Source organism: Rothia sp. HSID18067, assembly GCF_003989445.1.
GTDB classification, from domain to species: Bacteria; Actinomycetota; Actinomycetes; order Actinomycetales; family Micrococcaceae; genus Rothia; species Rothia aeria.
Genome location: NZ_RBMF01000001.1, coordinates 387,560 through 411,592 on the forward strand (window position 1 = coordinate 387,560; position 24,033 = coordinate 411,592).

Annotated in this window: 17 protein-coding genes and 1 tRNA gene; 8 read left to right on the forward strand and 10 right to left on the reverse strand. The window is 58.1% G+C overall.

Annotated features, from left to right (window positions below):
* Window positions 1-14 precede the first annotated feature (14 nt).
* From D8M23_RS01790 to D8M23_RS11685, 6 genes are all read left to right on the forward strand, one after another.
* Window positions 15-851, forward strand: coding sequence for an ABC transporter ATP-binding protein (locus D8M23_RS01790; protein ID WP_037235336.1), 837 nt, complete (start codon window positions 15-17; stop codon window positions 849-851).
* Window positions 852-863: 12 nt separating this feature from the next.
* Complete coding sequence (locus D8M23_RS01795) at window positions 864-2,165, forward strand: enterochelin esterase domain-containing protein (protein WP_126853340.1); 1,302 nt, start codon at window positions 864-866, stop codon at window positions 2,163-2,165.
* Window positions 2,166-2,191: 26 nt separating this feature from the next.
* Window positions 2,192-3,901 carry a (2,3-dihydroxybenzoyl)adenylate synthase gene (locus D8M23_RS01800; RefSeq protein WP_126853342.1) on the forward strand — a complete coding sequence of 570 codons (1,710 nt, stop codon included), beginning with the start codon at window positions 2,192-2,194 and terminating at the stop codon, window positions 3,899-3,901.
* A 182-nt stretch (window positions 3,902-4,083) separates the two neighbouring features.
* Window positions 4,084-4,311 (forward strand): phosphopantetheine-binding protein, encoded by a 228-nt coding sequence (locus D8M23_RS01805; protein ID WP_126853344.1) that lies wholly within the window; start codon window positions 4,084-4,086, stop codon window positions 4,309-4,311.
* A gap of 58 nt (window positions 4,312-4,369) precedes the next feature.
* Window positions 4,370-8,626, forward strand: a complete 4,257-nt coding sequence (locus D8M23_RS01810; RefSeq protein ID WP_126853345.1) for a non-ribosomal peptide synthetase — start codon at window positions 4,370-4,372, stop codon at window positions 8,624-8,626.
* An 11-nt stretch (window positions 8,627-8,637) separates the two neighbouring features.
* Complete coding sequence (locus tag D8M23_RS11685) at window positions 8,638-8,808, forward strand: hypothetical protein (RefSeq protein ID WP_153274068.1); 171 nt, start codon at window positions 8,638-8,640, stop codon at window positions 8,806-8,808.
* Between the two features lie 162 nt (window positions 8,809-8,970).
* On the opposite strand, the gene D8M23_RS01815 is transcribed toward D8M23_RS11685, so the two are convergent.
* The 3 genes from D8M23_RS01815 to aceE all read right to left on the reverse strand — a co-directional run bounded on the left by D8M23_RS01815 (window position 8,971) and on the right by aceE (window position 15,339).
* Window positions 8,971-10,497: a 5-methylcytosine restriction system specificity protein McrC gene (locus D8M23_RS01815; RefSeq protein WP_126853347.1), complete on the reverse strand. Its 1,527-nt coding sequence runs from the start codon at window positions 10,495-10,497 to the stop codon at window positions 8,971-8,973.
* Window positions 10,498-12,351 carry an AAA family ATPase gene (locus tag D8M23_RS01820; protein WP_161971641.1) on the reverse strand — a complete coding sequence of 618 codons (1,854 nt, stop codon included), beginning with the start codon at window positions 12,349-12,351 and terminating at the stop codon, window positions 10,498-10,500. It lies immediately after the preceding gene.
* Window positions 12,352-12,600: 249 nt separating this feature from the next.
* Complete coding sequence (gene aceE, locus D8M23_RS01825; protein WP_126853351.1) at window positions 12,601-15,339, reverse strand: pyruvate dehydrogenase (acetyl-transferring), homodimeric type; 2,739 nt, start codon at window positions 15,337-15,339, stop codon at window positions 12,601-12,603.
* 457 nt (window positions 15,340-15,796) lie between these two features.
* On the opposite strand from aceE, the gene D8M23_RS01830 reads away from it, so the two are divergent.
* Window positions 15,797-15,869 (forward strand) — tRNA-Val (locus tag D8M23_RS01830).
* 172 nt (window positions 15,870-16,041) lie between these two features.
* Window positions 16,042-17,523, forward strand: a complete 1,482-nt coding sequence (gene gndA / locus D8M23_RS01835) for an NADP-dependent phosphogluconate dehydrogenase (RefSeq protein ID WP_126853353.1) — start codon at window positions 16,042-16,044, stop codon at window positions 17,521-17,523.
* A 142-nt stretch (window positions 17,524-17,665) separates the two neighbouring features.
* Here the strand turns inward: gndA and D8M23_RS01840 are convergent, their stop codons facing one another.
* From D8M23_RS01840 to D8M23_RS01870, 7 genes are all read right to left on the reverse strand, one after another.
* Entirely contained in the window at window positions 17,666-18,409 is a 744-nt protein-coding gene (locus D8M23_RS01840) for a DUF6318 family protein (RefSeq protein WP_126853355.1), read from the reverse strand.
* A 419-nt stretch (window positions 18,410-18,828) separates the two neighbouring features.
* The gene (locus tag D8M23_RS01845) at window positions 18,829-19,320 is read right to left on the reverse strand and encodes a nuclear localization sequence-binding protein (p67) (RefSeq protein WP_126853357.1); all 492 of its coding nucleotides are present in this window, start codon (window positions 19,318-19,320) and stop codon (window positions 18,829-18,831) included.
* 93 nt (window positions 19,321-19,413) lie between these two features.
* Window positions 19,414-19,977, reverse strand: a complete 564-nt coding sequence (locus tag D8M23_RS01850; protein ID WP_238693729.1) for an MmpS family transport accessory protein — start codon at window positions 19,975-19,977, stop codon at window positions 19,414-19,416.
* Between the two features lie 213 nt (window positions 19,978-20,190).
* Window positions 20,191-21,246 (reverse strand): hypothetical protein, encoded by a 1,056-nt coding sequence (locus tag D8M23_RS01855; RefSeq protein WP_126853359.1) that lies wholly within the window; start codon window positions 21,244-21,246, stop codon window positions 20,191-20,193.
* Between the two features lie 252 nt (window positions 21,247-21,498).
* Entirely contained in the window at window positions 21,499-22,083 is a 585-nt protein-coding gene (gene epsC, locus D8M23_RS01860) for a serine O-acetyltransferase EpsC (protein ID WP_006887821.1), read from the reverse strand.
* 218 nt (window positions 22,084-22,301) lie between these two features.
* Window positions 22,302-23,237, reverse strand: a complete 936-nt coding sequence (cysK, locus tag D8M23_RS01865; RefSeq protein WP_126853361.1) for a cysteine synthase A — start codon at window positions 23,235-23,237, stop codon at window positions 22,302-22,304.
* 135 nt (window positions 23,238-23,372) lie between these two features.
* A complete protein-coding gene (locus D8M23_RS01870; RefSeq protein WP_126853363.1) occupies window positions 23,373-24,026 on the reverse strand; it encodes a DUF6318 family protein in 654 nt (217 codons plus the stop codon).
* Between the last annotated feature and the right edge of the window lie 7 nt (window positions 24,027-24,033).

The window sequence follows — 24,033 nt, forward strand, 5'->3', positions numbered from 1 at the left end:
TGAGCGCACAGACTATGAACAGCACCGCCCGTTTGCAGGGATCCGGCTTAGTGGTGGGCTACGGCGAGCATAAAGTGCTCGACGGCGTTGATTTCAGTGTGCTTGAGGGGGAACTGACTGTTATCCTCGGCCCGAATGCCTGCGGCAAATCCACCCTGCTCAAAACCCTCTCACGTGTTATCCCGTTTAAAGGTGGGCAGGTGCATCTTGACGGGCAGCCTCTCTCAGGGCTGAAATCGCGTGCTATTGCGCGGATCCTCTCAATGCTGCCGCAGACCCCGGAAGCCCCGTCGGGGGTTACCGTGGCGGATGTGGTGGCGCGCGGACGCTACCCGCACCAGTCGCTTTTACGCTCCTGGTCTGCTCAGGATGAGGCAGCCTGTATTGAGGCGATGGAGGCGGCGAATGTGCTGGAACTGTCTGAACGACCCATCGAAGCCCTCTCGGGTGGGCAGCGGCAGCGCGTGTGGATCGCCATGACGTTGGCGCAGCAGACCCCGCTGATCCTGCTGGATGAGCCGACCACCTACCTTGATATTACCCACCAGATTGAGGTGCTTAACCTCACGAAAAAGCTGCACAGGCAAGGCCGCACAGTGGCGGTGGTGCTTCATGACCTTAACCTTGCCTTCCGTTATGCCACACATGTGGTATTAATGAAGCGTGGGCAAATCATTGCGCAAGGTAATCCTAAGAAAATTGTCACATCTGGGCTGATCCGGGAGGTTTTTGATTTGGAGGCCGTTATCATTGATGACCCTTGCACAGGCACCCCTCTCGTGATCCCCACTGAGCAGCAGAACATCTCGATTGCGGCAGACGCCATTGCCGCCGCCCGCGAAGGTAACTGAGGAGGCTCCCTCATGGGTAACCTAGACAACCCGCCGTGTGACACAGTTCAGACCATGAAACCGTCGATCATGGATCGACCGGTGCCGCCAAAAACTCCGCGCCCCACACCCGCCCCCCGAGTCAGCAGCCCTCTCATCAGCACACTCATTGACCAAGCCATCAACGCGGACGAGCTCAATGCGCGTATCCTGGAAGTCGTCGGGGAAGGAACCCCCCTCATTGAGCAGGTGCATAACCCGGACGGTACCGTGAATGAGGGCGAGCGCATCGTCACGTTCCTGTACCGGCACGCTGAGGCGCAGCAGGTGCTTATTTTCGTGAACCGTCTGACTGATGAGAAAAACCTGCCGCTTTCGCTCATGGAACGTATCGAAGGCACAGATTGGTGGCAGCTGAGCTTTCAGATGGCCACTAACTGGCGCGCCTCGTATAGTTTCGTGCCTGCACTACCGGGGGAACGCCCGGTGTGGCTGAGCGAGAGCGACCAGGTCATGCTGCGGGCAGCTCTTGACGCTGGCGAGGGTGACCCGTTCAACCCTAAAACCGTGTGTAACCGCATTGGCCGGTGCATGGGCGTGGTGGAGCTGAAGGACGCCCCGGTACACGAGTTTCTGCTGAGCCAGCAGGAGCTTGATACGCTGCCAGCCCCGCGCTGGCTCAAAACCCCTGACGGGCACATGTATGTGGTGGGTAAAGTCGGCAACCCGGCCCCGGAGGACCCCCTGTTCATCCTGTTCGACGGTGAAGTGTGGTTTAACCACGGCATGGAACACACTCTTAACCGCGCGTACCGTGCCGGTCGTATCCCGTCGTTCCACGTGTTTTTCCTGCATTCCGGTGGCCGTGAGCGCCGCTGGCAGGAACTAAACGGTGAGCACCCGATCGCCGACTATATTGTGGATGAGGCGCTGCCGCACCTGGCCAAATTCCACAATATTCGCACCCCTGCCGAGAACATTATTATTAATGGGCAGTCATTGGGCGGGTTGTCCTCTCTGCTGGCGGTTATTTCCAGGCCGGAGGCGTTCGGGGCGGCAATCGCGCAGTCCGCGTCGCTGTGGCAGCCGCAGGTTTTTGACCGGCTGGAGCAGCTGCGTTCAGCTGATGAGCTGCACCGTCTGCGCCATTTGCATCTTGAGGTTGAGGTGGGGGAGCAGGAGTGGGTGCTGGTGCCCCCGCATCAGCGGCTGGTGCAGGAGCTTAAAGGTGTGGACATGCACCTGAACTACACGGTGTTCAACGGCGGGCATGATTATGCCTGCTGGCGCGGGGCGATTGTGCCCGCTTTGGAGCGTATTTTAACGGCGAAGTAGCCTCGACCAAGGAGAACGTATCACAGATGACCGAGCAGACTCTAGAACGTAGCGATCTGGGGGTAACCCCGCTGATCCCTGAGGAGTTCGCCGCCCGATACCGCCAGGCCGGGTACTGGATTGATCAGACCATCCCCGAGTTTCTGCTGGATGCGTGCCGGGCTAAACCGCATTTCCCGGCCCTGGTGGCGCTTTCTCACGCGCACCTGCAGGACGGTAAGCCGCAGCAGGTTCGTTACTCGTATGCTGAGCTGGAGGCTGCTGGCCGCGCTGCTGCGGCCCGTATCGCCGCTGCCGGGGTGCAGCCTGGTGACCGTGTGCTGCTGCAGCTGGGCAATACTGCCGAGTATCTCGTCTACCTGATGGGTATTTTCTGGGCTGGGGCACTGCCGGTATTTTGTTTGCCGCAGCACCGCACCAGTGAGCTGACGCATTTTGCGGCCCGTGCGGATGCGGCCGCGCACGTGTATTCGTCCCGCACTCCGGGCACAGATTTTACTGCGCTGCACCAGGACGTGTCCGAACAGCTGCAGGCTGAAGGGCTGAACCCGCCCGTGGGTATTGATGCGGCTGAGCCGTTGGTGCCGCTTAGCGACGAGCAGCTCGCCGAGCCGTTTGTCCCGGCGGTTATCCAAAATACTGATAGTCCGCGTGCAAGCGAGCAGGTGGCGTTTTTACAGCTTTCCGGCGGCACCACCGGGGTGTCGAAGCTGATTCCGCGTACTCACGCCGCCTACCTGTATTCGGTGCGCGGTTCGGCGGATATTTGCAACCTCACCTGCAACACCACCATGTTGGTGGCGCTTCCGGCGGCGCATAATTTCACCATGAGTTCACCCGGTATTCTGGGGGCGATGTGTGTTCAGGCGAAAATGGTGTTCGCCGCGGACCCCAGCCCGCAGACTGCGTTCGCGCTCATTGAGAATGAGGGGGTTACGTTCACCGCTTTGGTGCCTCCGCTCGCGCAGGCGTGGGTGGCATCGGCCGAGAAACGTGGTGTGCAGCTGCCGTCGCTGAGCGTTCTTCAGGTGGGCGGCGCTAAGCTTGCCGCCACGGTAGCGGGCAAGATCGAATCTGTGCTTGGTGTGCAGGTGCAGCAGGTTTTCGGCATGGCTGAGGGGCTGGTGAACTACACCCGTGCCGGGGATAGTCCGCGCATCCGGTTACATACGCAGGGGCGGCCCATTAGCGACGATGACGAAATTCTGATTGTTGATGATAACGACCAGCCCGTTGCACCCGGCGAGGTTGGGCACCTGCTGACCCGCGGGCCGTACACGATCCGCGGCTACTACAGGGAAGAAAACGCCAACACCTACAGTTTTACTGATGAAGGCTACTACCGCACCGGCGACCTGGTGCGCCTGGTGGACGGGAAGTACCTTGAGGTAGTGGGCCGCGCAAAAGACCAGATTAACCGTAACGGCGAAAAAATCGCGGTAGATGAGATTGAGGCGCTCGCCTTAGCCCACCCCGATGTGCTGGACGCCGTGGCTTTGGGGCTGCCGGATGAGGCGGTGGGGGAGCGTGTCTGCCTGGTGCTTGTACCCCAGGAAGGCGCATCGCTGGGGCAGAACCCGCGCCGTACGATGCACGAGTATTTTACGCAGAAGAAGCTGGCCGCCTTTAAAATCCCGGAGCGGGTGGAGGTGCTCAAGGAGCTGCCCACCACGAATGTGGGTAAAATTTCCCGCCGTGAGCTGCGTGCCCGCCTGGCAGAGATGCTCACAGAATAGTTGCGTGTTGGTGTTCCCGGGCGGGGGCACCGCCGCGAGCACAGGAGCGGCTGCTGGCATGGGGGCGGGTCATCATGCGCCCTATGCCTCCTCTCCCTATGCGGCGGCAGGCTTGTACCCTTGACGCCGCACCTAAAACTGTATAGAACGCATCAGATAAACACTATTTAAGGAGTTACGCCATGAGCGCTGAAGCAACCCTGCGCCCGCTACTGGCCAAGTACATTCGTGAAGAAGACTCGCTGAACACCGCGTTCGCCGAGCCCACCACCGACCTGTTCTTGCTCGGGTTTGATTCCATGGGGGCCTTCGCCCTGCTCGATGATCTCGCCGCTGAGGGGATTGCTGTGGAATTTACCGAACTGGTGGAAAACCCCACCGTCGAATTCCTGACCAGCCGCATCGCCTAATACACCACAAGCAATATAAAACCACATGTAGCTCTGCTGCACGAAAGGCCAGCCCGCCATGAGCACCACCGAGCCTGCACCCGCCAGCACCCCGGATACGACGCCCTGGCTACCGTTGAGTGTGAACGCGCGTGGCATCTACCTTGCCGCCGCAATTGACCCCACCAACCCCTGTTATAACACGGCAGAGCTGCTCGAATGCCCCGTCGGCACCAACCTTGACACGCTGCGGCAAGCCCTGCGGCACCTCTACGAAGAAAACGAAGGGTTCCGGGTGCGCACCCGCCTGCACGCGGGCCGCGCCGAACAGCAGGTACTGGGTCTCGACGAATTTCTGGAAAACACTGAGTTTCTGGAAAACATTGAGCTGCTGCCCGTACCCGAGAACCCTCATGAGGAAGAACCGGACAATGAGCCGGTACCGGCCATGGTGCGCGCCTGGGCGTCATCCCTCATCGCCGAACCCCTCAACCCGGATGCCGGTATTACCGTTCGTTCCCGTGTCGCCTTCTACGCCGACAGGCTGTGGGTGTACCACAGCTTCCACCACGTAGTGGCCGACGGGTTCGCGGCATTCAACGAGCTTTCCCGCATCGCCAGCATCTACCGTGCGCTCAGCAGCGGGCACCCGGTTCCACCCGTCAGCCGCGCCTCGCTGGCCGAACTTATCGCCGCCGATAACGCCGCTGAACCCGCCCGCGCCAGCGACTACGAATACTGGACCGCCGGTGAAGGGGCCACCGCGCTCGAACAGCCCGACACCTCCCTAGCCGCGCACACCGCCGCACCCGCCCCCCGCGCGTTACGGGCCTCACTGCCCATCCCGAACACGGTACAGCAGAACATGCTGGCGGCGGCCAAAAAATATGGGGCGTCCTGGCCGGTCGCCGCAACCGCAGCCATCGGCGCGTACCTGGGACGTATTGGCGGGTACGATACGGCCGCGTTCGGCATCCCCCAAATGAACCGCATGTTCGGCCCCACCCTGCCCGAACCAACCCGCGCCCTCGGCAAAACCAGTGCAAACACCGGAACCACCGCCGTGAACGTGCTGCCCGTGCAGGTACCTTCCCTCGGGTCCATCGCAGCGGCCCTAAGCTCCGTCAAAGACCAATTCGCCCGCAACACCCAGCACCCCCTGGCACGTCAAGAAGACTTGGAACGGGCCGCAGCACGCAACGACTCCCGCCTCTTTGGGGCGCAGATTAATATTGTCCCGTTCGATGCGGTGCTCACCCTCGGCGTACCAACACCTGGCACCGACGAACTGCCCGGTGCCCCCGCGCCCGTGGCGCGCATCCACAATGTGAGCGCAGGCCCGGTCGCCGACATGACCGTCACCCTGCGCGGCATGCCAGGGCGCGGCAACCCCATCTACCTGGAGCTAGACGCCAACCCTAACCTGTACACCATGGAACAGGTGCAGGCACACGCACGGCATATGGGCGCCTGGCTGGAGAACTGGGCCACCGCAGCCACCAACGAGCTGCCGTTTGAGGCGATCACCACAGCCCTACCCACAGAACTGGAGACCATTAACGCTTTCAACAGCACCGGGCACCACATCGAATACAAAACCCTGCTGCAGCGGTTCACCGACGCAGTAGCCGCACACCCCAACGAACCCGCCCTCATCGCGGCCGCACCGGGGGAACGGTACACCCTCACCCCTGAATCCCCGCACGCACACGAATTCAACCACACCCTCACCTACGCGCAGCTTGATGCGCGCGCCCGCGCGCTCGCTGCCTCCCTCGTGGCCGCCGGGGTACGCCCCGGAACCGCCGTCGGTCTACGATTCAACCGGGGTATCGAGCAGTATATTGCGGTCTACGCGGCGCTCTACGCGGGTGCTATCTACGTGCCGATCCTGCCCGAACTGCCCGCAGAACGGGTCGGCCACATGCTCACCGACGCCGGATGCTCCGCCCTGCTCAACGGGCCCGGGCTGGGCCTGCTCGCCCCCGCCGAACTGTCCCCGGAAAACCCAGAACGGTTCACGAGCCTGCCGCAGCTGCCCTTCACCGCCCTCACCCCAACCGCGCAGCACCCGCTCCCCGCGGACGCCGCACCAGCATCCGCTATTCTGCCCGGACACGAGACGGAGCTTGACGACACCGCCTATATTCTCTTCACCTCAGGCTCAACCGGCAGGCCCAAAGGCGTGGCCGTCAGCCACCGCGCCATCGACAACCGGCTGCGCTGGCAGCAGTCAAAAATCCCGGTCGCCCCCGGTGACCGGGTACTCCACAAAACCCCCATCTCGTTTGATGTGCACGTGTGGGAACTGTACTGGCCGCTTCAAGAAGGCGCAGCGGTCGTTATCGCCGCCCCCGAAGGGCACCGCGACCCCGAATATTTAGCACGCGTGACCGCCGAGCAGGACATCACGTGCGTGCACTTCGTGCCGACCATGCTCGCCGCGTTTATTACGTCACCGACCGCCCGGCGTGTTCTTAAAAGCGCCGGGTTCGGACCCCAAGAAACCGACCGGCGTTTACGCTACCTCGTCTGCTCCGGTGAAGCCCTGCAGAAAGACCAGGTGCTCGGCGCGCACCGGGTGCTTGGGGCGTACCCGCTGAACCTGTACGGCCCCACCGAGGCCGCGGTTGACGTCACGTTCTGGGATACCGCCGAAGACCCAGAACGGGAAATCATCCCCATCGGGGAGCCCGTGTGGAACACAGGAACGCATATTCTAGATAGGGCGGGACGGCCCGTACCGCCGGGCATTACCGGCGAACTGTACCTCTCAGGTGTGCAGCTGGCCCAGGGGTATGTGAATAACCCGCAAGCCACCGCCTCCGCATTCGGGCAGGACGCCCCCAGCGGCATGAGGGTGTACCGCACCGGTGACCTTGCCACCTGGGAGATACTGCCGGGGGCCGCAGACGATAAGCCGCCGCGCGGAGTGATCGTGTACCGCGGGCGCTCCGACAACCAGGTGAAACTGCGCGGGCAGCGCCTCGAACTTGGCGATATTGAGACGGTACTCACTTCGCTTCACTCAGTCACCGGCGCGGTGGCGCTGCTGTACACGGGGCTGCGGGAGCCCGCGCTCGCCGCGTTCCTTGAGGTAGGCACCCTCAGCACGGAACAGCGTGAAAAGATTATTGCTGACGCGCGCCGGGCCTGCGAGCGGAACCTGCCCGACTACATGGTTCCTTCCCTCTGGCACACGATGGAGGTGCTGCCGGTGAGCGCCTCCGGTAAGGCGGACCGTAAACAGCTGGCTCAGTTCAGGTTCGCTACCGCCGCTGCCGATGCGCGCGGCCCGCACGGGCTGCTGGAGCAGCAACTGTGCACTATTTTCGCGCGTGTGCTGGGGCGGGAACGGTTCGGCACCACCGAAGATTTCTTCGCAGCCGGGGGCCATTCGCTGGCAGCGCTTGAGGTTATTGCCGCTATTGGCGAGCAGCTGGGATTGTCTGTGAGCATCGGTGCCCTGTTTGCGAATCCCACGGTTGAGGGCCTCACCCGGGCATTGGAGCAGGATGCGGGGCTGGAATTTGCTCCCGTGCTGCCGCTGCGTGCCGCCGACGCGGAACTGACCCTCGATACCCCCGCGCCGCTGTTTGTGCTGCCCCCGGCGGGCGGGTTGGGCTGGTGCTACGCCGGGTACCTGGCGCATCTGCCCGCGAACCAGCCGGTGTACGCCGTGCAGGCGTCCGCGTTTTCCGACCCGCACGCAGGGTTCCCCAGCACGTTACGTGAGCTTGCTCAGGAGTATTTGGGGCGTATCCGCCAGACCTTGCGGGACGCTAACCTACCCGCGCGTATTGAGCTCATGGGCTGGTCGGTGGGCGGTACGGCCGCTGTAGAGGTTGCCGCATTGGCGGAGGACGCCGGCATTGCCGTGGAACGCACAGTGCTGCTGGATGCGTACCCCGCCGAGCAATGGCAGGGCGTTCCCGCCCCGGATGAGCAGGAAAGCTTCCGTGCCTTGCTGCGGATGGGTGGCCTGCCGGAGGCTGCCCCCGGTGAGGTGCTGGATCTTCCCGGTACTTTGAAGCGGCTGCGGCAGGCCGGTTCGGCGATGGGGCACCTGCCCGAGGATAAGCTGGGCGTGTGCTTGAAGTCGATGCGCGCCTCGGCTGCACTCATGCGCGGGGCACGGCAACTGGACTTTTCGGGCGCGGTCACAATGTTCGCGGTGCCCCATGAGGATCAGCCGTACCTGGATGCTCACGGGTGGGAAAGCCACGCGGGTGCTTTGCGTGTGGTGTGGGTCGACGGCACCCACCCGGATTTGGTGAACCCGGCGTATATCCCGCAGATCGTTGCCGAGGCGTTCGGTTCGGGGCCAGCAGAGTAGGTGGCGCAGTCATGCCGGTAGATTTCAGGGGCGGTGTTATCACTTACGATAACCTTTTGTGGGCGCTGGAAAACCCGCAAATAGCCGAGGAGCCGGATCCTGTCGAGGACTTATTGCAGGTTTCGTACGGTGACGGGAAGTACCTGCTGGATGTGGGCTGGTATTCCGCTGGTGCCGGGTAGGGCGGGTTCATAGTGTATGTGATTGGGAACTGTGACTGGCAGTGCCCGCTGCGCTCTTTAGCTGCCAATAGTCTGGGGCAGCTCGTCTTGGCTATTAATGATGCCGCCGCCTTTATCGCTAAATTACCGTGAATAAGGCGCCGACAAATGAAAAATAGTTAATCAGCTATTCTGCAGAATCCCATGCACAATATGGCTCACATCCAGGGTGATGGAGGAGTCAATAGGGTCGGGGAACTGCACCCCAAAAATCCCCAGGTGAAAATCCTCACCGGTGGGGGAGCCAGTGTACACAATATCAACCGGACCGTTGTGCACCCTCGTGTCGGGGAACAGCAGGTGGGCGTGGCACCCTACCCGGTACGCGTATTGCAGAATCCGGTTAAAATCGCGTTCCCGCACGTGCTCAAAGCTGCGCGGTATCGGGTCGTAGTTCGCCTCAAGCACACATACCGGCGCGCCGGTGTCGGCGGTGCGTACCACGAACCCGGGGCGGATCTCGGCGGGGCGTTTCAGCACGGCGCTGTTGGTGGCGGGCCTGCGAATGTAGCTGAACTTCGGCAGGGTATTGAGCGTGTACATGCCTGCGGGGAGCGCCTGCAGGAGGGCTTTTTCCAGCATTGTCTCCCACAGAATGGAGGTGTCGTATTTAATGTTGGCGATTACCCCGGCCTCATACGGGTCGGTATCGAACCCGAACCCGAACTGCTGGGCAATAATTGCCCGCGCATACCGGTAGGCGAGCGCCTGCTCATCGGGGATGCGTGCCATGAACGTGGGGGAGAGCCGCTCATTCAGCAGGGTTTGGGCGTTGTGTACACTCACATCGCGCAGGGTCGCTTCGTAGCCGAGAGCTTGCTGGCGCAGCTGGGCGTCTTTCGCCTGCATCGCTACCCGCTGCAGCCCGGCGCGGATCACCTGCCACAGGTGAATGTCTGTGGTGAGTGAGTCGAATTCGCACACCACCCCGGTGCGGTGGGTGGCTTGCCGGTCGATAAGTTTATCGAGCACCATACGGCCCCGCACGAACCCCAGTTCGTCGGTTTCTGATTCGAACCGTGGGCGGCGGTGTTCCAGCGCGTTTTTGCATAGGTTCAGGAATTTGCGGTATGTCGGCTCTTGCAGCCAGTCGATGCGCGAGAAAATGCCTAGGCCCTGCGGCGGTACGGTGCGGGAGGTGGCGTCCTCAACCGGTGCCTGGTGGTAGTGTTCGAGGATGCGCCAAAACTGCCGTACGGGGCTGAATTCTTCGTCGCTGCCGGGGCGGATGACTCGTCCGATGGTGAAATCTGCGTCGCGGGTGTGCGGCTCCCACGCGGGGGCGTTCCACAGGTCAACGTAGGGGGTGTCTTCCCGGCGGTTGCTTTCGGCGGGTTCGTTGCCTGAGCCTACGACGGCGCTGAAGGGCTGCTGCCAGTCGGCGGGCAGCTTCAGGATTTCCCGCTCGTACAGGTATACGTGCAGGCAGCCGGTTTCATCGAGCAGGTGCGTGGGGTGCGGCCGGTCGGCGGGCAGCGGCTCAATAATGTTGCGCCGCCCGTTGGGTGACCAGATTTTGGGGAGTACGTGAACGGCGAGGGTGCGCACTGTCTCGGGGGTGCGGATATGTCCGTTATCGCCGAGTGTTACGACGGTTACCCCGGCGCGTTGTCCGGCGACTCCCGCCTGGAAATAGCAGTATTCGCCCACTTATGCGGCCTCGTATAGTCGCGCCATGATCGGGTTCCAGGTGCCGCCAATGTGGGGGCGCCTGCCCAGCCCGTGGCCCACGTATTCCACGTACCGGCCGCACAGGTCGCTTATCCCGGCAAGTTTACGGGGGAAGTCCGGGTTGGTGTGCGGGGTTTCTTTAATGTTGAAGGTCGCGGCGACTTCTGCGAGCTGGGTGAGTAGCGCGTCGGCAATTTCTGGTGCGCTGGCTTTGGGCTCAAAGAAGTAGGCGTGGCCTAGCCGGGCGTCGGGCCCCACCTCGTTTTTGAGGGAGGTGTTGAGCCTGTCGTAGGCGTCGACCAGCAGCGATAGCTCGGGGTCTGCCTCAAGGTCCCGGCCTGCGGCGGTGAGGGCTTCTTTCAAATCGTCTTTGCGCATGGGTTCCATCTCGTGCCAGTGGAAGCGGCGCCGCAGCGCTAGGTCGATGGTTCCTACGGACCGGTCGGTGGAGTTCATGGTGCCGAGGATGTGCAGGTTGTCGGGCACTACGAGGCGGCTGTAGCTGCGCCCGCGTGACCAGTCTTGGGTGCCGTCGTCGCGAATGCGCGGCACAAACACGGGGGTTTGCAGGGTTGCGTAGGTTACATGCGGGGGGATGGTGACGGGCTGGGCACTGCTGGAGGAATCTTCCCGGTCGTAGTTTGCCACGAGCGCCCCGTGCATATGGTTTTGCCAGTCGCCATCGGTGTCGGTGGCGTAGTTGTGGCGTTTGGACTTTTCAAGAACGAGCATGAGGTCGCCGAAGACACGGGAGGTATTGGCGCGGTTGATCTCGTCGATAAAGAGCAGGTGAGCTGGGGCTTCCCGGTGGGCGGGGTCCTGCCCCAGGGAGGTGTCTGCCCCGGTGCGGGCACGGTGGGCGGCGTAGCTGCGGGCTAGTCGCACCGCCTTGGCGCAGGCTTGCAGGAAGATCCCCTCATGGGAGATGAAGTCCGGGGTCTCGGTGCCGTAAGCGAAGTTGGGCCGTAACCCGCTCACGAACTCTTCGTACGAGGTGGAGGGGTGGAACACCACGGTGGTCACGTTTTCGGGTCCGTAACCGCCGTTGATGGTGGTGTCTTTCAGACTTTCAAGCATGTGGGACTTGCCGCAGCCGGCAACGCCTTCGGCAATGACATTTGAGTAGTCGTTGAGTTTTTTAATGATTCCCATGTTTTTGTTTTCGAGGGGCGAGCTGAAAAGCCCTATCTTGTATGAGGATGTGGTGTACCAGTCCAGGATTTGCTGGGGAGTGTCCCGGGGAAAATTGAACCCGGGGTGCAGGATGGGGAAGAAGCATATTTGTAAATCGTCCAGCGGGTTAAAGCCGAGGGCGTGCACTATGCTGTCTTGGTGTTCGTACAGGAAGTCTAGGATATCCAGCAGCGACCGGTTTTTCGCGTTTTTGGTGTTAATGTTGGGGTACCCGTCCATCTCGCTAATATTCACTTTCGTGTCGATGGAGAGGTACCTGAACACATAGTTAATGTAGTTCGTGACGTATTTTCCCCGGTAGGGTTTGGGGTCGCCGTTGTCTTCGGTGATCGCGAGCAGCCCTTTGGTTTTATCGAGGATGATGCAGTGCATCATAATGCCGTCTTCGAGGGATTTAAGGCTAATATTCTCGGGGTCGCAGTAGGTGGGTACGCCGTTCGGGTCGGTGATGTGCAGTTTGTCCCTGAGCTCTCTGAGCGGGGTGAACCTGGGGTGGAAAACTGAGTGTCCTGTGGGCCATTTGCCTTGAAGCTGGGTCTGCAGCTGGTGCACCGCTTTTGACAGGTTGTAGGCGTGAGACATCCCCGCACCGGATGACGGCGCTGTGGTCGCCTGTGAAGTGTAGGTGGTGTCGGACATGGCTCTCCTAGTTATTTTTCTGCCTTTCTTATTATCGCAAATATGCCCACATATTTTTACCATTTTGTGGGGGTATCACGGGGAACGGCTAACCCTGAGGATGAACCCTATAGGCGGTTTCTTGTGGGTGGTAATGGCGCATAATATGCCGTGTGCGGACATAGATTCGGGGGCTTCGCGCCCTCACCGTGGGTGAGGAAGCGAAGCCCCCGAAACGGTCACCGGGTGGTGCCCGTGTGGCGCATTAGACTAGTCGTCGTTGTTTGCGCTTTGAACGGCGTTGACGTTCGTCAGGTCGTACTTTGCGAATGCCTGGGCTGCGGCGTCGGCAGGTACTTCACCGTTCTTGGCGAGCATCTGCAGGGTGCGCACCACCATTGACTGTGCGTCGATGTGGAAGAACCTGCGTGCACCCGGGCGGGTGTCGGCGAAGCCGAAGCCGTCGGCACCGAGGGTTGCAAAGTCGTTCGGCACGAACTGGCGGATCTGATCGGGCACATCCGAGGTGTAGTCGGTCGATGCGATGATCGGGCCGTTCGCACCGGCGAGCTTCTGCGTCACGTAGGGCACGCGAGCGGGTTGGCCGGGGTTCAGCAGGGCTTCTTCTTCGGCAGCCACACCATCGCGGCGCAGCTCGGTCCAGGAGGTTACGGACCAGACGTCGGCGGATACGCCCCAGTCTTCGGCCAGGAGCTTCTGCGCTTCGATAGCCCACGGTACAGCAACACCGGATGCCAGCAGCTGGGCCTTCGGGCCGGATGCCAGCGGGGAGTCCTGCACCTTGTAGATGCCCTTGACGATGCCTTCCACGTCCACATTTTCGGGTTCTGCGGGCTGGTGGATCGGCTCGTTGTACACGGTTAGGTAGTACATGACGTCGTGATCTTCGTCGAGGTTGCCGTACATCTGCTCAATACCGCGCTTCACAATGTGTGCAATCTCGTAGCCGTACGCCGGGTCGTAGATCTTGAACGCAGGGTTGGTGCTTGCCAGGATGGGCGAGTGGCCATCCATATGCTGCAGACCCTCACCGGAGAGCGTGGTGCGCCCTGCGGTTGCGCCGATCACGAAGCCGCGTACCATCTGGTCAGCAGCAGCCCAGAAGGCGTCGCCGGTGCGCTGGAACCCGAACATCGAGTAGAAGATGTAGATCGGGATCATAGGCTCACCGTGGGTGTCGAAGGACGAACCAACAGCGGTGAACGCTGCGGTTGCGCCCGCCTCGTTAATACCCACGTGAAGGATCTGACCCTCGGGCGACTCTGTGTAGGAGAGCATGAGCTGGTGATCCACCGGCACATAGTTCTGGCCGTTGGGGTTGTACAGCTTAGCGGAGGGGAAGAACGCGTCCATACCGAAGGTGCGTGCCTCATCCGGGGTGATGGGTACGATGCGGTGGCCGAAGCCTTTCACACGCATCAAATCCTTCATGAGGCGCACGAACGCCATGGTGGTGGCGGCTTCCTGCTTACCGGAGCCCTTCTTAGCACCGGCGTATGCTTTATCATCCGGCAGGGTGATTTCGGGCTGAGTGTTCGGGCGGTGCGGAATGTACCCGCCCAGCTCCTCACGGCGCTTGTGCATGTACTGCAGGGCCGGGTGATCTGCCGAAGGCACATAGTACGGCGGGTTGTAGAGGTCCTTCTCCAGCTCCTCATCCGAGATGGGGATGTTCAGGTGGTCACGGAAGCCTTTGAGGGCTTCCATGGTGAACTTCTTAATCTGGTGGGTTGAGTTGCGTGCCTCGAAGAAGGGGCCCAGCTCAGCACCCTTAATGGACTGAGCCAGGATGACGGTGGGGCGACCTTTGGTTTCCAGCGCCTCCTTGTAGGCGGCGTAGAGTTTCTTGTCGTCGTGCCCGCCAAGTCGCAGGTTGAAGATCTGCTCGTCGCTCAGGTCTGCAACCAGTTCCTTGGTTTCGGGGTACTTGCCGAAGAAGTGCTCGCGAATGTACCCGCCGTCTTCGCCGCGGAAGGTCTGGTAGTCGCCGTCGAGGGTCTCGTTCATCAGCTGGATGAGCTTGCCGCTCTTATCCTTCTGAAGCAGGGCGTCGTAGTCGGAGCCCCACAGCACCTTAATGACGTGCCAGCCTGCACCGCGGAAGAATGCCTCAAGCTCCTGAACAATTTTACCGTTACCGCGAACGGGGCCGTCGAGGCGCTGCAGGTTGCAGTTCACGACGAAGGTCAGGTTGTCGAGCTTTTCGTTGGCTGCCAGCTGCAGTGCACCACGCGATTCCGGTTCGTCCATTTCGCCGTCGCCAAGGAACGCCCACACGTGCTGCTGGGAGGTGTCCTTAATCTTGTGGTTGTGCAGGTAGCGGTTAAAGGATGCCTGGTGGATGGCATTCAGCGGGCCCAGACCCATCGAAACGGTCGGGAACTGCCAGAAATCAGGCATGCAACGCGGGTGCGGGTATGAGGGGATTCCATTCGCGCCTTTGGTTTTTTCCTGACGGAAACCATCCATCTGCTCAGCGGTGAGCTTACCCTCAACAAATGCGCGGGAGTACACGCCGGGGGAGGAATGGCCCTGGAAGAAGACCTGGTCGCCGCCGCCGGGGTGGTTGCGGCCGCGGAAGAAATGGTTCAGGCCCATCTCGTACAGGTCGGCGATACCCGCGTAGGTGGAGATGTGCCCGCCAACGCCGATGCCTTTCTTCTGTGCACGCTGCACCATAATGGCTGCGTTCCAGCGGATCCAGGCGCGGTATTGACGCTCAAGTTCCTCATCGCCGGGGTAAGCAGGCTGCTGGTCGGCGGGGATAGTGTTAATGTAGTCGGTATTGACAATGGTGGGTACCTCTACACCCTTCTTGCCAGCTTCCTGCAGAAGCGAGCGCAGGATGTATTCGGCACGTTCGGTGCCGTGAGTTTTAATAAGGTCCTCAAGGGACTCGGCCCACTCCTGGGTTTCTTCAGCATCGACGTCTTTCAGTCCGTCGAGAAGAGTGCTCAGGGCGTGTTCGTTCGGTTTTGCGTTACCCAAACTAATCCAACCTCTCTTGTGTTCAGTTGTGAAGGTGTTACGACGGCGATTCTCCGCGGGTGACACCCCTAGCAGGCAAGTGGGCCGAACGTGGTGGTCGGCGCACTTCTTTCTCTACTATTTTAGTCCTTATTTGACCCTGGTTTTGCTGTTGTGAAGGTTTTTTTGGGGACTGCTGTCAGCGGGTGGGTTGGGTGCCTGCGGATTTGCAGGAGAAAAGCCAAAGATATTTTTGCCTGTACCGTGCAGATTTTACGCTGCATGGTGGTTCTGTGTTGGGGTTTGCGGTATTACTTTGGGTTTTTGAGGTGAAGGGGGGCGGGCTGTACTGTGCCGTGTAATTTTCTTCACCCGCGCCGCCCCAAAGCACTGAGATGTATAACACCCTCAACGGGTTTGCGCTCCCTGCAAAGACCCCGTATAGTATTACCTTGTTCGCCGGTTTGGTGAGCACAATGGGTCTTTAGCTCAGCTGGTAGAGCGCCACGTTTACACCGTGGATGTCATCGGTTCGATCCCGGTAGGACCCACAATTTATCGATGCGGCCCCGTCTAAGGACGGGGCCTTGTCGTTATTGTCCCTGGGGACATGGGTACATTCGCTGTGGTGGTCTACCGAGATAGCAGCGGGCCGCTCACCCGTGCGCATAATTGGCGATCCGCGCACCGCATCTGTGTATAAATCAGCGTACCCTTATATACATGACTGAAAATATCGAGAGTAAAAAGGCGCAAATTGGTGTAACCGGCCTGGCAGTGATGGGCGCGAACCTGGCCCGTAACTTGGCCCGCAACGGCTACACTGTGGCGCTGCATAACCGTTCCGTCGAGAAAACCGACGCGCTTCTTGCCGAGCACGGGCAAGATGGTGAATTTATTCGTACCGAATCACTGCAGCAGCTGGTTGACTCCTTGGAGTCGCCGCGGCGTATCTTGGTGATGGTGAAAGCTGGTGCTCCGGTTGATGCCGTGATTGAGCAGCTAACACCCCTGCTGGATGAGGGCGATATTGTTATTGACGGCGGTAACTCGCATTTCCCAGACACGATCCGCCGCGAGCGTGAGCTGGCGCAGAAGGGCCTGCACTTTGTGGGCGTGGGTGTTTCCGGTGGTGAGGAGGGCGCACTGTGGGGTCCCTCTATTATGCCGGGCGGATCTGCCCAGTCGTATCATCATGTGGGCCCTATGTTGGAGAAGATTTCGGCAAAGGCACCCCAGGACGGTTCACCGTGCTGCGCCTGGATTTCCACCGATGGCGCGGGGCACTTCGTGAAAATGGTTCACAACGGTATTGAGTACGCCGATATGCAGGTGATCGGGGAAGCGTACGATATTCTGCGTTCTATCGCCGGGCTGGAACCAGCGGAGCAGGCACAGATTTTTAAGATGTGGAACGAAACCGAGCTCAATTCGTACCTGATTGAGATTACCTCTGAGGTGCTGGCCCAGGTGGATGCTAAAACCGGTAAGCCTCTGGTGGATGTGATCCTGGATCAGGCTGGCCAGAAAGGAACCGGCCGCTGGACGGTGCAGGCTGGCCTTGATTTGGGGGCCCCGGTCTCTGCCATTGCAGAGTCGGTGTTTGCCCGCGCGCTTTCATCATCTGATCCGGTTGCCCGTGAGCAGGCTCAGCAGCAGCTTCCTGCGGGCCTGATCGCGACTACCGGTGTCGGTGCTGGGGATCCTGAATTTGTTGAGGATGTGCGCCGTGCCCTGTTGGCCTCGAAACTGGTTGCTTACGCGCAGGGCATGGATATGATTGCCCGTGCGGGGGATGAGTACGGTTGGGATTTGAAGCTTGATGTGATTGCTTCGCTGTGGCGTGCCGGGTGCATCATCCGCGCCGAGCTTCTGGGCGATATTATGGCTGCCTACTCCGGTGAGCGTCCGGCAAATATGCTTTTGGCACCCCAGTTCAAGTCTTTGATGGATGAGCTGGTCCCGTCGTGGCGCCGGGTGGTGGGTAAAGCCACCGCTCTTGGGGTTCCGGTACCGGTGTTCTCTTCGGCCCTGTCGTATTATGACGGCCTGCGCCGTGACCGCCTGCCTGCGGCCGTAATTCAGGGGCAGCGTGATTTCTTCGGTGCGCACACTTACGGGCGTGTAGACGAAGAAGGGGCTTTCCATACTATGTGGAGTGGTGACCGTTCTGAGGTGAACGCCGCCGACATTCACGTGCACTAATACTGCACCCGGGGCTGCCTTGGTTGTATAACTATGCGGTGCGGGCGTCTTCGTGTATCTGGTTCTAGGCCAGACGGTGAAGATACCCGCACCGCATCAGTGTGTGCAGAAGGTGCGCCCTGAGGCTGAGGGCACGTTGTATTTAGTGCCCGCCGGTACCTCCGCCGGATACATAAGGCGTTACAGCCCAACGTCCGTTAACGTATTCGGTGGTAACGTACCCGGTCAGCCGCGTCCACTGGTATTTTTCGGGGAGATCGTCGTGGTACTCACCCCGAATAATTGCTTTGGTGCCGTTAAGGAAAGTCTCGGTGCACCGCCACGTAATCTTAGAGGAGGATACGATGGGGTCGGCAAGGATGTCCATCTCAAACTTGCGATCAAAGAACCACGTTTTTGATGATTCCATATTCTGGTAGAAAGTCTCAAAGCTCTGCATGTATTCAATATCAGGCTTGGCGGCTTCCATCTCTTTAAGTGGTTCAAGGTCACCTGTTTTAGTGATGTAATCAAAAACCGATGCCTGATATCGGAGCGTTGCGTACGCTCCTTCAAGCGAGTCCTCATTCATATTCTCAGGTTTGAGGGGCTTAGGCGCGTTCCGGGGCGGATGCTCTTCATTACCTGGCTCGTAGGTTTTACTCTCATAATGGTCAACTAGAGGAACTACCCCTTTGTAGTTTTTGGAACCAGCATCGTATTTCTGCCCGGTGGCTTCTGTCGATGCATTAGTGGAAGCTGGACTGGTTTGCGAGGATGATGTCTCTGAAGCTGATGATGAGCTGCCGGATGTGGACGTACTGCTCTGGCTGCAGGCTGCCAGTAGGGATGCGGAACCTAAGCCCAGGAGGGCAACCGCGCCTCTGCGGGTTACGGATAAAGGCATGTTTCTACCTTTCTGCTAGTCTTTGGTAGTTTATTCTGATATTACAGGTAAGTTCATAGTTCGCTCTTAAAAACTACTAACTGTAGCGTCATAATGCTAAAAAGCATATGTATGTACTCAGAGGTGTTCCCGGAAGAATATAGTACATAAGTCTATAATAACCTTACCCAGGGTTATTATGATTATTCGACGTACATTTTGATGTTTTAATATTGCGAAAGGCCCTTCTGTAAGCATCAGAAACTGTGCAGGGTGAACCTGCGGGTTACTGAGAGCACACAAAGCCCCGGTATCATCTAAAGATACCGGGGCCTGTATTGTGAGTGTTTGCGTGCCACTGCTGGATTATTGTTGCTTTGACACGCGGTCAAATACAGATGGGCTTGGGCAAAGTGACTGCAAAAATACTCTTTGAAATATTACTTATCGCCATACCCGAAATCTGCTGGGAGGTGACAATGAGCGCTAGAGTAGCCGTCACCGCTGGCTTTCTGCTCTTCTTTGACTTCTCCATTGACAAGGATTTTACAGGTTAGCTCTACACCATTATCAGTAGAGCTAACGCTCATGCTGTAGCCCTCTTTACGTTTAAAATCTGCTTCTTGGGTCCACTCACCCTCGAAGTCTGCGCTACTAGTGGAGCCCGATAATGAAGCACCGTAGGTTACGTGCCCTTTACCTGTAGAGGTTGCAACCATTTCAATTTTGACAGTTTCTTCTGCATGGGCTGATGCTGAGTTGATGGAATCAGATGCAGATTTTGCGCCGCCAACAACGAGTGCTGAGCATCCTACGAATATGAGAATAATGAGTAAGGTTAGGAACAAACAACCTCCTCCGAGAAACCAAGGCCACTTGGGCTTTTTCTCAGGTGTAGGCACCGAGGGGTAAGGTCCAGGGGTCTGGGACATTATAGTGTCTCCTTGCAAGTGATTGTATGGTGGTGACACCGACTTTGGCGTCACAATAATATAGTTCTCTGCGTGGTGAATATGTTGAGTTGGTTAGAACGTGGAGCAAAAAGCGTGACCGTACTTACCAGTGGCGCTTTTCTCTGATTTAACCTTGCCGTCAATGAGTAATTTACATGAGACAACTTGTGAATCATCAGAGCTAAAAATATCTCCACTGACAGAAACAGTGTAGTAGTCGCTCTTGCCGATTTCTTCGGTGTGTGACCAAGAATCTTCAAACTTAGCAGTGTTATGAGAGCCTGAACCCCCATAAGATACCTGTCCTGATCCTGAGGCAGTCACCTCAATGGTCACACTGCGTGTCTTTTTGTTGTTTGAGCTATGGGTTGCTTTTGGAGATTCTCCTTTTTTCTCTTCAGTTGAAGGTTGCGCGGTAGGGGCGCTTGAAGATGATACTCCTCCAGGTTCGGAAGAAGCAACACTAGTTGGATTCGTCACTGAGGAATTATTGGAGGAGGAAGAGCCAATAACAGCTATCGTCCCTACAACCACAATGACAAGTAATAGCAGCCCTGCGCATCCTAGGCAACCTACAAGTGCATAGGTGCCGGTTTTATTTTGTGGCGTGTTAGTACCGTGAGAAGCGTTGTCCACGGGTGCACATCCTGTTCTACGCAGAGAACATCTATAGAATACCCTATCTATCCTTGAGGTATAAAAATCGGTTCCCAAAAAGGAAGATTTTTTGGGAACCGACTTTGCAATCTAGTTACTCTGTAGGGTGCAACTTGCTAGAAAGCGCATCATTTGTGCGTGATATATATCATCAAAGTATTATGGCGCTGCAAAGATTGCTAAGCTCAAAGGCTATTGCTGTTTGGGCACGTAGCTGTAAGGGATGTGACACGAAACCGTGGAGTAGGTACCGCTGGCTTGGTTCTCTGAGACGGTTTCCCCGTTAACAGTGATTTTGCAGCTAACCTTAGTGGCCCCACCATCACCGTACGAGCCGGAAGCATTAAGGGTATAACTGTCCTTGAGAGTAGTCTCAATGCCTTCCTTACGCCAGTCGCTCGAAATGTTCTCGGTACTGGTGGAACTGTACGGGCCGTAAGAGACGCGGGCCTTACCGTTAGCCTTGACCTCAACATCAACCTTCACCTTTGTTGTAGCCCGGTCAATAGAAGGCGTAGCAGAAGCAGAACGTGATGCGGATGGGGTAGAGGCGTAGGAATGCGGTGAAGACGATGACGTTGACGGCGAGGGGGAACTCGAAGAAGAAGACGCTGAAGACGACGACGGCGAGGCGGAGGAAGAAGTCGCTCCACCAGCAATATTATTCGGTTCATTATTACGTGTTGTGATAGTAACTACGAGTACCACTACGAGGGCGATTACGCCAGCACCGCACAAGAACCCCACCATCCACGGCCACACGGGACGGGGACGATCTTCCTCCTCATAGAGGTCACCGTAATTCCTGCCGTATGGGCCGCCAGGTACAGCACCGTTATAGGGCGGAATAGGGCCGCTTGGGTACCCCTGTTGATAGGGGCCTTGGCCGTAGCCAAGATTCCCAGTGTTATACCCTTGACCGTTCAGATTCCCGGTGTTGTATCCGTAGCCGCCAAGGTTCCCAGTGTTATACCCTTGGCCATTCAAATTGCCGGTGTTATATCCCTGCCCGTTCAGGTTCCCGGAGTTGTAGCCGTTATACTGGGCTGCCTGCCGCACGGCTGAAGGATCCATAGGGAGCGTTTCGTCCCCATACTGTTGGTTACCATCCGGTCCGTTCAGGGGAGCCGATTGGGGCCCGTGATTGGTAGCCCCTGACGTATCCGGGTACCCCTGTGTTCCGGCCTGATCTGCGCCACTATTATTGTTCGCTCCATCAGGGCCTTCTGTAGGTGGGAACTGAGACATTGATTCTCCTCATAGGATGGTGGTTCACGCGAGGAACACTGACCTTCCCATGCTACCGCGAATCTTTGAACAAATGCTGTATGCGGTGCCCCAGGCTCTCCGGAATTATGGATCTTCTACGTTTAGCTCCGGCTGGTAGATGGTGGTGAACAGGCAAAGGTCAGTGCGCCTAGGAATTACTGCCGCCTGGTTTTAAAACGAGGCGGCAGTATTTTCAATGCGCCGTGTGGCTGGTGAAGGAAACAGATACTGCTAGATCCACATGGCCGGGTCTATATACTCCACAGCATCCACCAGCGGTTTCTTCTTTTCTGGGGTGCGCGGGCGCGATTTTGCCGGGATACCTGTAATAATCGAATCGTGCGGGTGATCGTTTACCACCACCGCATTCGCGCCAATAGCGCTGTCAGCACCGATCTGTACCGGACCGAGTACTTTAGCGCCCGCCCCAATCGTCACGCGGTCACCGATCGTAGGGTGGCGTTTCACTTTCTCTAAGGAGCGGCCGCCTAAGGTCACCCCGTGATAGAGCATCACGTCGTCACCTATTTCGGTGGTTTCACCAATCACAATGCCCATGCCATGGTCAATAAAAAACCGGCGCCCGATTGTAGCTCCGGGGTGAATTTCAACGCCTGTCAGAAAACGGGTGAACTGTGATATTGAACGCGCCAGGGCCTTCGTTGTATCCCGCTGCCACAGTCTGTGGCTCAGTCGGTGCGACCAGATGGCGTGCATCCCCGAATAGTTGAGTATAATTTCGACCGTGCCGCGCGCGGCCGGGTCGTGTTGGCGAACGTTTGCAATGTCTTCACGCAAACGGGCGATGAATCCCATGGTCATCCTTCTTTTACTGTGCGTTCATCCAAAGGTACCAACATCAGGGACTGTTTTCACGCTAGGGAAACCTGAGCGGGAGAGAACAGCGAACACTTATGCGGGAACCACAGTGGTAAAACATCGTGAGCTGCCCGGAAATTCCCGTGCACCTTAACACGCAAGAACGCCCCACCGCACCCCGCGCACCGGGGTAGTGGGGCGTTTGCAGTGGACGTTTAGCCGCGAATATCCTCGTACAGGACGGTGGAAATGTAACGCTCACCGAAATCGGGGACAACAGCGACAATCAGCTTGTCTTTATTCTCAGACTTCTTGGCTTCCTCAACAGCCGCATACACCGCTGCACCCGAGGAGATACCGCCCAGGATACCTTCCTCGGTAGCCAATGCGCGAGAGGTGCGGATGGCCTCTTCACCGCTAACAGCGATAACTGCATCATAAATATCACGGTTGAGAGTATCAGGCACGAAATTCGCCCCCAGCCCCTGAATCTTGTGCGGGCCAACCCGACCCTCGGAAAGCAGCGGAGAATCCTGAGGCTCAACGGCCACGATCTTCAGGTTCGGGTTTTTCTCCTTCAGATACTTACCCGCACCGGAGATGGTGCCGCCGGTACCAATACCAGAGACAAAAATATCAATCTTGCCGTCGGTAGCGTCCCAAATTTCGGGGCCGGTGGTCTTGTAATGGATTGCGGGGTTAGCCTCGTTTGAGAACTGGGACGCGAGAACCGCGTTATCGGTGCTCTCAACAATCTCTTTAGCCTTCTCCACGGCGCCCTTCATACCATCAGTACCGGGGGTGAGCACAATTTTCGCACCGTACGCACGCAGTAGGACACGACGTTCGGCTGACATGGTCTCGGGCATGGTCAGAATAACGTTGTAGCCGCGTGCTGCCCCCACCATCGCTAGGGCAATACCAGTGTTACCGGAGGTGCCCTCAACAATGGTGCCGCCGGGCTTCAGTGCACCAGCTTCCTCAGCAGCGTCAATAATGGCGCGGCCGATGCGATCCTTCACAGAACCAGCGGGGTTGTAGAATTCAAGTTTGACCGCAATATTGCCGGGCAGACCCTCAGAGAGTCGGTTCAAACGGACAAGCGGAGTCTGGCCGATAGCATCAACAATGCTGTTAACGATTTGCGCCATGAATCTAATTCCTTTGTTTGATTTTATTTCTTCGTCAGTAACTCTACCCCCATAAGGTGCCGGTGTAATGCTGGCTGTCACAGTTCGTAACAGAGGCACAGGGGTACAGATATAGTGGGTCTTCAGATACGCAGATTAGAAAGAAGCTGTTTTCCCGGGAGACCAGCTGGATGGCAGGAAGCTCCTGTCAAGTATCCACCACCTGCCGTAGGAGTATTCGAAATACCCTTTATATTCTGTGCCGATACCGTCGAGACTGTTAAGGTTTACGGATTGGTGGCTTGTTTTGTCATACAGGCGGGCGGCAGAGTCCGCTTCGAGCTTTATAGTCCACACATAGGTATTGTCTTTGGGCCCTTCAAATGGCATATCGTCCATGATGGATACCGTCAGCGGAGCGTAAGTGTCGCTAATGAGCCACCTATCACTAATATCACGATACGTACTGTAGCAGGGGCAAGAAGAGGAATCCGTAAACCCGCGCTCAATCCAAGGAGACGTAAAGCCTCTAAACAAGAGGTAGTTATAGTAGGCTACTTCAAAGCCGATAAATTTGTACAACCCTTCGGCTGTACGTTCGTTAAGCCCGGCGTAATACATCGGCTCCGGAATATTAGCGGGAGGATCCTGCTCTGTACCGGGTTTGTACAGGGCGGCGGTTATGCCCTTGTAGGAGTTAAAGTTAATTTTCCCTTTATAGGAGCTTCGAGCGGAACACGCGCTCAGTAAACTAATGCCAGCTATACCAAATACACCGAAGGCAGTGCGACGAGTCACGGAAGAAGGCATGAGGGAA